The sequence below is a fragment of the Acinetobacter sp. NBRC 110496 genome, assembly GCF_000876115.1.
In the GTDB taxonomy this organism is placed as follows: domain Bacteria; phylum Pseudomonadota; class Gammaproteobacteria; order Pseudomonadales; family Moraxellaceae; genus Acinetobacter.
This window is the reverse complement of record NZ_BBTF01000010.1, coordinates 84,783-97,184: the sequence shown is the minus strand read 5'-3', so window position 1 is coordinate 97,184 and position 12,402 is coordinate 84,783. Positions and strand designations below refer to the sequence as shown.

Annotated in this window: 11 protein-coding genes and 1 pseudogene; 10 read left to right on the top strand and 2 right to left on the bottom strand. The window is 44.4% G+C overall.

The genetic code is table 11. The annotated features are described in order from the left end of the window. The 4 genes and pseudogenes from Aba26S_RS07550 to Aba26S_RS07535 all read left to right on the top strand — a co-directional run. Positions 1 to 134 (top strand): annotated as a pseudogene (locus Aba26S_RS07550) (DUF2007 domain-containing protein); the annotation flags it as partial. 89 nt (positions 135 to 223) lie between these two features. Continuing rightward, a complete protein-coding gene (locus Aba26S_RS07545; RefSeq protein ID WP_043971119.1) occupies positions 224 to 571 on the top strand; it encodes a GFA family protein in 348 nt (115 codons plus the stop codon). Between the two features lie 22 nt (positions 572 to 593). Beyond that, the gene (locus Aba26S_RS07540) at positions 594 to 1,157 is read left to right on the top strand and encodes a DUF4256 domain-containing protein (RefSeq protein WP_005244406.1); all 564 of its coding nucleotides are present in this window, start codon (positions 594 to 596) and stop codon (positions 1,155 to 1,157) included. 134 nt (positions 1,158 to 1,291) lie between these two features. Next, a complete protein-coding gene (locus Aba26S_RS07535; protein ID WP_043971118.1) occupies positions 1,292 to 2,455 on the top strand; it encodes an acyl-CoA dehydrogenase family protein in 1,164 nt (387 codons plus the stop codon). A 190-nt stretch (positions 2,456 to 2,645) separates the two neighbouring features. Here Aba26S_RS07535 and Aba26S_RS07530 read toward each other — a convergent pair whose 3' ends face one another. Then, positions 2,646 to 3,155, bottom strand: coding sequence for a GNAT family N-acetyltransferase (locus Aba26S_RS07530; RefSeq protein WP_043971115.1), 510 nt, complete (start codon positions 3,153 to 3,155; stop codon positions 2,646 to 2,648). Then, positions 3,152 to 3,751 carry a TetR/AcrR family transcriptional regulator gene (locus Aba26S_RS07525; protein WP_005149660.1) on the bottom strand — a complete coding sequence of 200 codons (600 nt, stop codon included), beginning with the start codon at positions 3,749 to 3,751 and terminating at the stop codon, positions 3,152 to 3,154. The genes Aba26S_RS07530 and Aba26S_RS07525 overlap by 4 nt, the downstream gene beginning before the upstream one ends. Before the next feature lie 195 nt (positions 3,752 to 3,946). Between Aba26S_RS07525 and Aba26S_RS07520 the strand changes: the two genes are divergently transcribed. The 6 genes from Aba26S_RS07520 to Aba26S_RS07495 all read left to right on the top strand — a co-directional run bounded on the left by Aba26S_RS07520 (position 3,947) and on the right by Aba26S_RS07495 (position 12,365). Next, positions 3,947 to 5,755: an acyclic terpene utilization AtuA family protein gene (locus Aba26S_RS07520; RefSeq protein ID WP_043971111.1), complete on the top strand. Its 1,809-nt coding sequence runs from the start codon at positions 3,947 to 3,949 to the stop codon at positions 5,753 to 5,755. A 10-nt stretch (positions 5,756 to 5,765) separates the two neighbouring features. After that, the gene (locus tag Aba26S_RS07515; protein WP_043971109.1) at positions 5,766 to 6,641 is read left to right on the top strand and encodes an SDR family oxidoreductase; all 876 of its coding nucleotides are present in this window, start codon (positions 5,766 to 5,768) and stop codon (positions 6,639 to 6,641) included. Between the two features lie 2 nt (positions 6,642 to 6,643). Further along, positions 6,644 to 8,257: an acyl-CoA carboxylase subunit beta gene (locus Aba26S_RS07510; RefSeq protein WP_043971107.1), complete on the top strand. Its 1,614-nt coding sequence runs from the start codon at positions 6,644 to 6,646 to the stop codon at positions 8,255 to 8,257. A 91-nt stretch (positions 8,258 to 8,348) separates the two neighbouring features. Beyond that, positions 8,349 to 9,509, top strand: a complete 1,161-nt coding sequence (locus Aba26S_RS07505; protein WP_043971104.1) for an acyl-CoA dehydrogenase family protein — start codon at positions 8,349 to 8,351, stop codon at positions 9,507 to 9,509. A gap of 10 nt (positions 9,510 to 9,519) precedes the next feature. Next, a complete protein-coding gene (locus Aba26S_RS07500; RefSeq protein WP_043971102.1) occupies positions 9,520 to 10,353 on the top strand; it encodes an enoyl-CoA hydratase/isomerase family protein in 834 nt (277 codons plus the stop codon). Between the two features lie 53 nt (positions 10,354 to 10,406). Beyond that, complete coding sequence (locus Aba26S_RS07495; protein ID WP_043971100.1) at positions 10,407 to 12,365, top strand: acetyl/propionyl/methylcrotonyl-CoA carboxylase subunit alpha; 1,959 nt, start codon at positions 10,407 to 10,409, stop codon at positions 12,363 to 12,365. Positions 12,366 to 12,402: the final 37 nt, after the last annotated feature.

Genomic DNA, 12,402 nt, shown 5'->3' with positions numbered 1-12,402 from the left:
GTGGTAGTAGCGATATACAGCCGTATACAGAAGGGAAGCGGCCCGCATATTTAGTTTTCTTATTACTTGGTTTTCCGTTATTTTTTTATAAACATGGAACTAAGTGTCAACAATGCCAACATTTCTGGAGTTAGCCCTGCCTGAGTATTGATTAACAGAATCACCTTTGAACTTTTATAAGCAATGCATTAATACTAGATAAAAATTAAAAAAGGAAAAGAAAATGGAATATAAGGGAAGTTGTCACTGCGGAAAAATCTCCTTTGTTGTACAGGGGGAGTTAACCGAGGCATTGTCATGTAACTGTTCGATTTGTCAAAGAAAAGGCTCGTTATTATGGTTTTTACCTACGGATCAGGTTGATATTTCAGTCCAAGAAGATGCATTAGCGAGTTATCAATTTAATAAACATGTGATCGATCATCATTTTTGCACGAGCTGTGGCATTCATCCTTATGCAGTTGGCGTTGATCCTAAAGGCAATAAAATGTATGCCCTTAATATCAGGTGTATCGAAGATTTAGATTTGGAAAGCATCAATGTTAATCATTTTGATGGAAGTTCGGTGTAATCATCAAATTTAGAGAACAAAAATGACCAAGCATAAAAAGTTAGATCCAGAACAAGTTGCAGCACTATTAGATGGATTAAAAAAGCGTTTTCAAAAAAATATGCATCGTCATAAAGACTTGAATTGGGCTGATATTGAAGATCGATTACAACAGCAGCCAGAAAAGTTATGGTCACTCAATCAAATGGAAGATACGGGTGGAGAGCCAGATGTAGTTTCATTTGATTCAAAGTCATCAGAAATTGCGTTTTATGATTGTGCAGTGGAAACGCCCAAAGGGCGTAGAAGCCTTTGTTATGATCGTGCTGCTTTGGATGCACGTAAAGAACATAAGCCCGAAAACAATGCGGTTGAAGTTGCGGAAGTGATTGGAATTGAATTGCTGACGGAAGAACAATATAAGCAATTACAATCGGTTGAACATTTTGATTTAAAAACCTCAAGTTGGGTAAAAACGCCTGAAGATGTGCGTAAATTGGGCGGTGCAATTTTTTGTGATAGCCGTTATGGCCGTGTTTTTACCTATCACAACGGCGCACAATCTTATTATGCGACCCGCGGATTTCGTGGTCGATTAAAAATATAGTTTTATGACTCGATGACCCTTTTGACATGTTTTTTTAATCTTTAATTGTGCCAAGCGCTTGCTTGGTTTCTGTGCTTTTGCTACTTTAGTGTTCATTCAGTAAACAATGATCAATAATTGCTAGGAAGCAGAATATGCACCTTAATCCTTTGTACTATAGCGAGCAGCATCTTGAATTTGCCAAGAGTATTCGACGTTTTGTTGAAAAAGAAATTTCGCCTTTTATCAATGAATGGGATGAAAGCGAAACCTTTCCGAGAGAGCTCTATAAGAAAGCCGCAGATATTGGTTTGTTGGGATTAGGGTTTGAAGAGCAATATGGTGGGATTGCGGGTACAGATGCATTTTATACGTTGTTATCTTCGATTGAGTTAGCAAAATGTGCTTCGGGTGGCTTAGCTGCTTCCTTACTGTCACATACCATTGGTGCGCCACCCATCCAACATTTTGCCAATGAAGAGGTCAAAGCTCAGGTACTGCCCAAGATTTTATCGGGTGAAAAAATTTCAGCATTGGCAATTACCGAGCCAGGAGGGGGTTCAGATGTCGCTTCACTTAAAACCAAGGCAGTGCGTGAAGGTGATTATTTTCTGGTAAGTGGTGAAAAGACCTTTATTACTTCAGGAATGCGAGCAGATTATTACTCAGTTGCAGTGCGTACCGATCCGAATGCGAAAGGCGCAAATGGTATATCCATGCTTTTGATTGATGCGCATAGTGCAGGAATCACTAAAACCAAACTGGATAAAATGGGTTGGTGGGCATCAGATACTGCACATTTGCATTTTGACAATGTCAAAGTACCTGCCAGCCATTTATTAGGCCCTGAAAATATGGGCTTTCTGGTGATTATGAATAACTTCAATATGGAGCGTTTTTTCCTTGCAGCCAGTAGTTATGGCTTTGCCTTGACTTGTTATGAGGAAGCATTGGATTGGGCTCAACAACGTCAAACCTTTGGTAAACGTCTGGTTGATCATCAGGTGATGCGTCATAAATTGGTGGATATGGCCACTCGTCTGACTACAACGCGTGCTTTACTCGAGGATACGGCTTATCGCTTGGGTAAGCCTGAATTGCAGGGCAGTGAACTGATTGCCCAGATTTGTATGTTGAAGAATGTTGCGACTCAAACCATGCAATTCTGTGCCGATGCTGCGGTACAAACACTTGGAGGTATGGGTTTTATGCGCGGTACCAAATCTGAACGTATTTATCGTGAAGTGAAGGTGAATATGATTGGTGGTGGTGCAGAAGAGATCATGAAGGACTTAATTAGTAAGCAATTGGGTTATTAAAATGATCTCCAGGAGCTTATCGTATTGGTTCAAGCCAATAAGCTCCTTTTCCCGCAGAATGAACTGCGATATACCAAATAGATGAATCCTGAGCGTAGACCCAAAACGGCAATCTTTGATGTTGCATATATTTCGCCTAAAGAATTGGCATTAGTTTCTTTTTACCTTAATAGATCCGATATTTCAACGATTAAAAAGTCTGGTATTTTTTATCGGTCCAATCGCTATTTAAAATGGCCCAACGCTCATGGTCTTTCCATTCTTTTCCACCGACACGCAGGTATTGGCGAGAGAACCCTTCTTTTATAAAACCTGCATGTGCAACAAGGCGAATAGAGGATAGATTGTCTGGTTGGATATTGGCTTCTAGTCGATGCAGATTGAGAGTTTGAAATGCTTCGTGTAAAACCAGTTGCAGTCCATGCCGCATATAGCCTTGTCCTGCATAAGGATAAAAGGCTTCATAACCTAAATAGGCAGAATGGAAGTGACCTCGGATAATATTGGAGATATTAAAGGTGCCAACAATGGCATGATTTTCTTTCAAGCAGACAAAATAACGATGTTCTTGAGCGAGGTAGTGTTCAAAATCAGTCGGCGGATAGGCCCACGGTTGATGCAGATGAATACTATTTGAGTAGGCATGTTTGATTTCAGTTAAATCACTGCGTTGCGGCTTACGCAAATAGACTGGACTCATTTCACTGCCATTTCCCAAACCATGTCAGTCAATTCATCAATTTTGACTTTGCCTTCGGGTCTATACCAAGTCACGGTCCAAGAAATCGAACCGCCGAGCAAACGACGCCAGATAAAAGCATCATGTTTGACTTTACCTTGGGCGCGTAGTTTTTCAATCACATCTAGCCAGACTTGCTCATATTCATTACGCATTTTTAAAAGGTAGTCTTGTTTTTCTTTTGATAGTGCAAACCATTCATGCACCAATACGGCCATAGCCGCACCTGTATCACCTGCAATGGAAAGTAATTCAGCTTTGATGAGATGACGTAATTGCTGTTCAGGATCAGTTGAGCGTTCAGCCGCTTCTTTTAAGCGGGCGAAGTTATAGATAATGGTTTGTTCCATCACTGTCGCCAGAATCTCATCTTTGCTTTTAAAGTGATGAAACAGGCTACCCGATTGAATGCCAATAAACTCACCGAGCTGACGAACCGTGGTTTTATCATAACCCTGCTTATAGAACAGATAGGCAGCACCTTGCAGTAGACGCCCGCGTGGACTGTCATCAAAACAAACAATCTTGGGTATTTGCTCAATTGAGGTTGCGATCATGCCTATCCGTCTATCCCGTTTAATCTAAAGTCTATTGTAACAAAATTCATTTCATGAATTGTCTTATCTTTTTATAACAAGCATTTGCTTGAGTTTGTCTGTTCTTGCCAATACAGCATAGCATTATGCACTTTACAAACCAAGCACTTGCTTGGTAATGTTAAGGCGTTTTTAGTAATAACAATGAGAAAGCGCATGACAAGTGTCAAACAGGATGACCAGAGGCTAGTCAAAATCGGGTGTGCATCAGGGTTTTGGGGCGATACCAATACCGCTGCCTTTCAGTTGGTGCATCTGAGTGATATTGATTATTTAGTCTTTGATTATCTGTCAGAAATCACCATGTCGATTATGGCCAAGGCGATGATGCTGGATCCAAGTCATGGTTATGCACTGGATTTTGTCAGTCGAGTGATGGCACCCCTGATCCATAAAATTGCTGAGAAAAAAATTAAAGTGATCAGTAATGCAGGTGGGGTAAATCCATTGGCTTGCCGTGATGCCTTACAGAAAATCATTGATGAAAAAGGCTTGGATTTAAAAGTTGCTGTGGTGTTAGGCGATGATGTATTGCCAAAGCATGCTGAATTACTCACCCAAAATGTTCAGGAAATGTTTAATGGCGATGCCTTGCCTGCACATGTGGCCAGTAGCAATGCCTATCTCGGTGCAGTTGCGATTCGTGATGCTTTGGACTTAGGTGCAGATATTGTGATTACAGGCCGTGTGGTCGACTCCGCAGTTGTGCTTGCTCCACTGTTACATGAATACAAATGGTCCCTCGATGATTATGACAAGCTAGCACAAGGTTCCTTGGCTGGGCATGTGATTGAATGTGGTGCGCAGTGTACAGGCGGAAATTTTACCGATTGGCGTCTGGTTCAAGGCTTTGACAATATGGGCTTTCCAATCGTAGAAGTCAGTGCTGATGCTTCATTTATCGTGACCAAGCCCAAAGGAACGGGTGGATTGGTTTCGACTGCGACTGTAGCAGAGCAGATCGTTTACGAAATTGGCAATCCGCAAGCCTATCTTTTACCCGATGTAAGCGCTGATTTTAGCCAAGTACATTTAGAACAGGTGGGAGAGCATCGAGTCAAAGTGACTGGTGCCACAGGTCGTCCGCCAACTCAGCAATATAAAGTCAGTGCGACCTATGCGGATGGTTATCGTGTCTTGGTCAGTTTCTTAATCGCAGGTCGTGAAGCACCAGAAAAAGCCCAAGTGATTGCGGATGCCATTCTGAATAAATGTGAACGAGTCTTGGCACTACGCTCAGTCCCACCATTTAGTGAAAAATCAGTCGAAATTCTCGGCATTGAAAGTACTTATGGTGCACATGCGAAAGTGACAGACAGTCGCGAAGTAGTGGTTAAGATCGCGGTTAAGCATCTGTTTAAAGAAGCCTGTATGTTCTTTGCTTCTGAAATTGCCCAAGCTTCAACAGGCATGGCACCTGCATTGGCAGGGATTGTTGGTGGTCGCCCTAAAGCATCGGCCGTGGTGAAACTATTTTCATTCTTGATTGATAAAGATCAATTAAAGATCGAAGTCGATTTTGCAGGGCAGCGTTATCCCGTACAGATTCCAACAGGGCAAACGGCACCAGAGGTCGAGCTACATCCAGTGGGGGAAGTGGCAACCTATCAAGGCGATGAGATTGAAGTGCCTTTGATTGAGGTGGCACATGCACGTAGTGGCGATAAAGGCAATCATAGCAATATTGGGGTCATTGCACGTCAAGCAGAATATTTACCATGGATTCGTGCCGCACTGACTGAAGCCAATGTTGCTGCGTATATGCAGCATGTTCTTGATCCTGATAAATCAAAAGTGATTCGTTATGAATTGCCAGCCATGCATGCACTGAATTTCATGCTGGAAAATGCATTGGGTGGCGGTGGGATTGCCAGTTTGCGGATTGACCCGCAGGGCAAAGCCTTTGCACAGCAATTATTGGATATGCCGGTGAAAGTGCCAGCTCAATTGTTAGAAAAATATTAAGGATGTAAACATGGGTTATCAATCAATTTTCAGGCCAGATGCGTTTGCTGATAAAGTCATTATTGTAACAGGAGGTGGCTCTGGTATTGGCCGTTGTACTGCACATGAACTGGCATCCTTAGGAGCGCAAGTCATCATTACCGGACGCAAACTTGAAAAACTGGAAAAGGTTAGCCAGGAAATTCTGGAAGATGGCGGCAAGGTCCATTTCATCGTCTGTGACAACCGTGATGAAGAGCAAGTCAAAAACATGATTGCGGAAGTGCTGGAAAAATTCGGCAAGCTCGATGGTTTAGTCAATAATGCGGGTGGACAATTTCCTTCTGCATTAGAGAATATTTCTGCCAATGGTTTTGATGCCGTGGTTCGTAATAACCTGCACTCAACTTTTTACCTGATGCGAGAAGCCTATAACCAGTGGATGACAAAGCACGGCGGCAGCATTGTGAATATGACCGCAGACATGTGGGGCGGTATGCCGGGCATGGGGCATTCAGGCGCAGCACGCTCAGGGGTAGATAATCTGACCAAAACGGCTTCAGTGGAATGGGGTAAATCTGGAGTACGTGTCAATGCAGTTGCACCGGGCTGGATTATTTCTTCGGGCATGGACAATTATAGCGGTGATTTTGCCAAAGTGATCATTCCAAGTTTAGCGAGTAATGTTCCGTTAAAACGTATGGGTACAGAATCAGAAATTTCCTCGGCGATTTGTTATCTACTTTCTGATGCAGCGGCTTTTGTATCAGGTGTCACCCTCCGCATTGATGGGGCTGCTTCACAAGGCACACGGATGTATCCATTGGCTGATGCAATCAACAATGAAGCCTTTAATGGTTTCCATCGTGCTTTTATCCCTGACATATTCAAAACTGATGGAGAATAAACATGACTATTCTCCAATCTGAAATTGCGGTCGGGAGTGAACAATATCAGCAGAATCGAGAAGCTTTACTGGCTCAACTGGCTGAGGTTCGTGCCGTACAGCAAAAGAGTATTGATAAGTCTTATGCAGCAAAACCTAAATTCGACAAGAAAGGCAAGATTTTGCCGCATGAGCGTATTCGCTTGCTGTTAGATGCGGATTCACCTTTTATTGAGTTATGTGGTTTGGTTGGCTACAACATGCATGACGATAAAGATGGTTCCGAAGCTGGCGGTGGTGTGATTGCAGGGATTGGTTTTGTCAGTGGTGTGCGTGCGCTGGTTTCTGCCAGTAATAGTGCCATCAAAGGTGGCACCATGTCCCCAATGGGCGTACATAAAACCTTACGCTTGCAAAAGATCGCATTAGAGCAAAAGTTACCGATGGTGACATTGACAGAAAGTGGCGGAGCTAACCTGAATTATGCAGCGGAAGTATTTACTTATGGCGGCATGACCTTTGCCAATCAGGCGCGTTTATCTGCGGCAGGGATTCCCCAAGTTGCGGTGGTGCATGGCAATGCAACCGCGGGTGGGGCTTATCAGCCAGGTTTATCTGATTATGTAATTGCAGTACGTAAACAGACTGAAATGCTATTGGCAGGACCACCGTTGTTATTGGCAGCAACAGGTGAGGTTGCAACTGCGGAAGAGCTGGGTGGTGCGGAAATGCATACTCAGGTTTCAGGCGTGGCGGAATATCTTGCGGAAAATGATGCTGATGGTATTCGTTTAGCCCGTGAGATTATTGAACACCTGAACTGGAAAGAACAAACCGCACAATTGAATCAGCATTATAAAGAACCGCGTTATGCTGCGGAGGAATTGTTAGGCATTATTCCTCAAGATCCAAAGCAACCTTTTGATATGAAAGAAATCATTGCACGGATCATTGATGATTCAGATTTTCTGGAATTCAAGCAGGAATATGATGCTTTAACGGTCTGTGGCTGGGCAAAAATGGGAGGGCTACATATTGGCATCATTACCAATAATGGCCCAATTACCCCGCAGGGAGCGGCTAAAGCAGCGCAGTTTATTCATCTTTGTGAACAGACCCAACGCCCACTCTTGTTCCTTCACAATACCACTGGTTTTATGGTCGGAACCGATGCCGAACAGAACGGCATTATCAAACATGGTTCCAAGCTGATCCAGGCTGTGGCCAATGCCACAGTACCCAAGATTTCGATTGTGGTTGCAGGTTCTTATGGCGCAGGCAACTATGCCATGTGTGGCCGCAGTTTGTCGCCACAATTTATCTTTGCATGGCCCAATTCACATGTTGCAGTGATGGGTGCAGCACAAGCGGGCAAAGTCTTGCGTATCGTGGCTGAGGGCAAACAAAAAGCCTCAGGGATGGAACCGAATCCGCAGATGCTGGACTTCTTGGAACAAAGCACAGCCATGAAATTGGAACAACAGTCGACTGCATTGTTCAATACGGCAATGCTGCATGACGACGGCATTATCGATCCGAGAGATACCCGAAAAGTACTGATTTTCTTATTACAAACCATGTATGAAGCACAGCAACGTGAGTTAAATCCAACCCGATTTGGTGTGTCGAGATTTTAATAATCCCTCCCAGCCTCCCTTTAAAAAGGGAGGAGTTCTCCTCTTTAATTAAAGAGGGGTTAGGGGAGATTAATTTTAAGGAACAAAAACAATGAAATTTACCGCAGAACATGAAGCTTTACGCCGTACCACACGTCAGTTTGTGGAAAATGAATTAAACCCTTTTATTCCAGAATGGGAAGCAGCAGGCCGTTTTCCAATTCATGACGTATTTAAGAAAATGGGAGATTTAGGCTTATTGGGGATTTGTAAGCCTGAGGAGAATGGTGGTTTAGGACTCGATTATTCATACAATCTTGTCGTGGCAGAAGAGTTAGGTCGTGCCGCGTGTGGGGGCGTACCACTTGCGATTGGCGTGCAGACCGATATGGCGACGCCTGCACTGGCACGTTTTGGCAGCAAAGAATTACGAGATGAGTTTCTAAACCCTGCGATTCGTGGCGAATATGTGGCATCGATTGCAGTCTCGGAAGTGCATGCGGGTTCTGACGTTGCAGCCATTAAGACTACAGCAAAAAAAGATGGCGATGATTATGTCATTAACGGCAGCAAAATGTGGATTACCAACTCACTGCAAGCCGATTTCTTTTGTCTATTGGCAAATACCTCGGATGACAAACCACACGTCAATAAATCCATGATTATTGTCCCAGCCAAGACAGCAGGGATTAGTTTTTCAGAGCCACTGAATAAATTGGGCATGCGTTCAACCACTACTGCACAAGTCTATTTTGACAATGTTCGAGTACCGCAACGCAATTTAGTTGGTGTGGAAGGCATGGGCTTTATGATGCAAATGATGCAGTTCCAAGAGGAACGTATGTGGGCCTGTGCCAATGCGGTGGGAGGGATGGAAAAGGTCATTCAGCAAACCATTGATTATGCCAAAGAGCGTACTACCTTTGGTCAGCCCCTGATTCATAACCAATATGTACATTTTCGTTTTGCTGAGCTGATGACTGAAGTCGCAGCACTGAAAGCTCTAACTTATCAAGCCTGTGAGCAGCATATTGCTGGTGAGGATGCAACCTTGATGGCGTCAATGGCGAAGCTAAAAGCAGGGCGTTTAAGCCGTGAAGTGGCAGATAGCTGTCTGCAATATTGGGGCGGTAATGGCTTTATGTGGGATAACCCTGCATCACAACTGTTCCGTGATGGGCGCTTAGGGTCGATTGGCGGCGGTGCAGATGAAATTATGCTTGGAATCATTTGTAAGCTCACCGATATTTTGCCGAAGAAACAGAAAAAATAGGAGCAGGAGCATGACAGTTGCAACTTCTCTTGCAAGCTTGGCGATAGATGACAGCATTCAGTTAGAACAACAAGGTGGTATTTTGACGCTATGGCTAAATCGCGCTGAAAGCCGCAATGCCATGAGTTTAAATATGGTCACTGCTATTCAACAGGTGTTTAGCCAGATTGCGGATGATTCATCAATTCGTGCGGTTATCTTACGTGGTAAGGGCGGGCATTTTTGTGCAGGCGGCGATATCAAAGATATGGCGAGCTTACGTGTTGAAGCTACGAATACAGGCAGTTTGCAACCTTATGTCGATTTTAATCGCCGTTTTGGTGCCATGATTGAACAGGTGGATCAAGCTCCACAAACCGTCGTGGCTGTTTTGGAAGGTGCTGTACTCGGTGGTGGCTTTGGACTGGCCTGTGTTTCGGATATTGCCATTAGCCGTGAGAGTGCCCAGTTTGGTCTGCCAGAAACAGGCTTAGGTATTTTGCCTGCGCAGATTGCGCCTTTTGTGGTGAAGCGAATTGGTTTGACCCAAGCCCGTCGTTTAGCGTTATTGGGTTTACGTTTTGATGGCAAGACGGCTTTGGATTTAGGTGTCGTTCACCAAGTTGCACCAGATGATGCTGAGCTAGAACAGCAGCTTGCAGACACGATTCAGCAGATCAAACGTGCTGCACCTCTAGCTTCCCGTGCCACCAAAGCGTTATTACATCGGACTTTGAATGAACCTTTGACCCAGCTCTTAGATAATGCAGCCGAGCAATTTGCACGGGCAGTTGCTGGGGAGGAAGGGCAAGAGGGAACCATGGCCTTTATTCAGAAGCGGTTGCCAAACTGGGCCGAAGAGTGACATCGCATAGAGTACAAGCATTGCTGAAATGCGATGTTTTGAGGGATTAAACAATGAGTTTTTCAAAAGTATTAGTGGCAAACCGTGGTGAAATTGCAGTTCGTGTGATGCAAACAGCCAAAGCAATGGGCTATCAAACGGTGGCTGTCTATTCAGATGCGGATGCCAATGCCCGTCATGTGCAGCTTGCGGATGAAGCGGTTTATATCGGCGCATCTAAAGTTTCAGAATCCTATTTATCGATTGCCAATATTATTGCAGCCTGCCAAAAGACAGGGGCAGATGCTGTCCATCCCGGTTATGGTTTCTTGTCTGAAAATACCGACTTCGCTCAGGCTTGCCTTGATCATGGCATCACCTTTATTGGGCCGACGGCTGCTGCGATCGAATTGATGGGCAGTAAACGTCTTTCAAAAATTGCCATGATTCAAGCAGGGGTGCCATGTGTGCCTGGTTATGAAGGTGATCAGCAAAAGCTTGAATATTTGGCTGAACAAGCTGAGAAGATTGGCTACCCTTTAATGGTCAAAGCTTCGGCAGGTGGTGGTGGGCGAGGGATGCGTTTGGTCCAAGACGCTACTGATGTATTGGACGCATTAAAAACAGCACGTTCGGAAGCAGAGAATGCCTTTGGTTCGGGTGAATTGATTTTAGAAAAAGCGGTGATTGCTCCACGCCATGTTGAAATTCAGGTGTTTGGGGACACACATGGCCATTATGTGTATTTATTTGAACGGGATTGTTCGATCCAACGCCGTCATCAAAAAGTGGTCGAAGAAGCCCCTTGTCCAGTGATGACTGCTGAACTGCGTCAGAAAATGGGCGAAGCGGCAGTTGCAGCGGCCAAGGCTTGTGATTATGTCGGCGCAGGCACGGTCGAGTTTTTGCTGGATCAATCCGGTGAATTCTATTTCTTGGAAATGAATACCCGTTTACAAGTCGAGCATCCAGTCACTGAAATGGTCACAGGATTGGATTTGGTGGAATGGCAATTGCGTGTTGCCAATGGCGAAACCCTGCCTTTACAACAACATGAGTTGACACTGAATGGACATGCGATTGAAGTTCGCTTATATGCAGAAGATCCACGTCAGGACTTTTTGCCACAAACGGGAAAAGTACTGCGTTGGCAGCCTGCAGGCGCTGATGGTAGTTTAGCCAATGTCCGTATTGACCACGGCATGTTAGAACAAGGTGAAATTAGTCCCTTCTATGATCCGATGGTGGCAAAGGTCATCGCCTATGGCAAAACCCGTCAGGATGCGATTCGACTGCTTGCTCGGGCCGTTGATGATTGTGTGTTGTTGGGGGTGAACAGTAATAAGCAATTCTTAAGCAACTTATTACGTCATCCAGTTATTGTCGCTGGGGAGACCAATACTGCCTTTATTCAGCAGCACTTTCAGGATGATATTAGTCTGCATCAGCAAACTTTGAAACTTGAAACGCTTGCCGTCGCAGCCGCACTGTTTAGCCAGCAAAATCAGCCGCAAGTCGCTTGGCAAACAGGAGTTGGCATGCCGTTCCCACTGAAACTAAAATACGCCGATCAGCAGATATTACTACATGTGCAACATGATCAGCAGCAGGTCAAAGTTGCGTTATGTGATCAACACGTAACGATCAATATTGTAAGCATCAGTGATGTGCAGGTTGTTTATAGCTGTGAAGGTGTTCGACGCAAGCTCGCCTATGTCTTTGATCAAAATCAGCTCTATTTAGATGTAGGCAATGGTAATAGCGTGCTAGAAAATATTACTTATGCAGCCCCAGCGGCAGCAGAAGTGGTGGGTGATGGTAAAATCCGTGCACCGATGGATGGGGCAATTGTGAATCTGTTGGTGAATGTCGGAGATCAGGTAGTGAAAGGGCAAACCTTATTGGTACTGGAAGCCATGAAGATTCAGCAGCAAATCAAATCTGATGTCGATGGCATCGTACATGAGCTGATTGGCCAAGTCGGACAACAGGTGAAAAAACGACAGCAATTATTGAATATTGCTGTCGATTAATGGAATGCCATGATTGAACCATCCACATCTATAAGAT

What these genes read in the sequence shown, in the direction of transcription:
- Aba26S_RS07545 (WP_043971119.1), top strand. Translation starts at nt 224, where the DNA reads ATGGAATATAAGGGAAGTTGTCACTGCGGAAAAATCTCCTTTGTTGTA.
- Aba26S_RS07540 (WP_005244406.1), top strand. Translation starts at nt 594, where the DNA reads ATGACCAAGCATAAAAAGTTAGATCCAGAACAAGTTGCAGCACTATTA.
- Aba26S_RS07535 (WP_043971118.1), top strand. Translation starts at nt 1,292, where the DNA reads ATGCACCTTAATCCTTTGTACTATAGCGAGCAGCATCTTGAATTTGCC.
- Aba26S_RS07530 (WP_043971115.1), bottom strand. Translation starts at nt 3,155, where the DNA reads ATGAGTCCAGTCTATTTGCGTAAGCCGCAACGCAGTGATTTAACTGAA.
- Aba26S_RS07525 (WP_005149660.1), bottom strand. Translation starts at nt 3,751, where the DNA reads ATGATCGCAACCTCAATTGAGCAAATACCCAAGATTGTTTGTTTTGAT.
- Aba26S_RS07520 (WP_043971111.1), top strand. Translation starts at nt 3,947, where the DNA reads ATGACAAGTGTCAAACAGGATGACCAGAGGCTAGTCAAAATCGGGTGT.
- Aba26S_RS07515 (WP_043971109.1), top strand. Translation starts at nt 5,766, where the DNA reads ATGGGTTATCAATCAATTTTCAGGCCAGATGCGTTTGCTGATAAAGTC.
- Aba26S_RS07510 (WP_043971107.1), top strand. Translation starts at nt 6,644, where the DNA reads ATGACTATTCTCCAATCTGAAATTGCGGTCGGGAGTGAACAATATCAG.
- Aba26S_RS07505 (WP_043971104.1), top strand. Translation starts at nt 8,349, where the DNA reads ATGAAATTTACCGCAGAACATGAAGCTTTACGCCGTACCACACGTCAG.
- Aba26S_RS07500 (WP_043971102.1), top strand. Translation starts at nt 9,520, where the DNA reads ATGACAGTTGCAACTTCTCTTGCAAGCTTGGCGATAGATGACAGCATT.
- Aba26S_RS07495 (WP_043971100.1), top strand. Translation starts at nt 10,407, where the DNA reads ATGAGTTTTTCAAAAGTATTAGTGGCAAACCGTGGTGAAATTGCAGTT.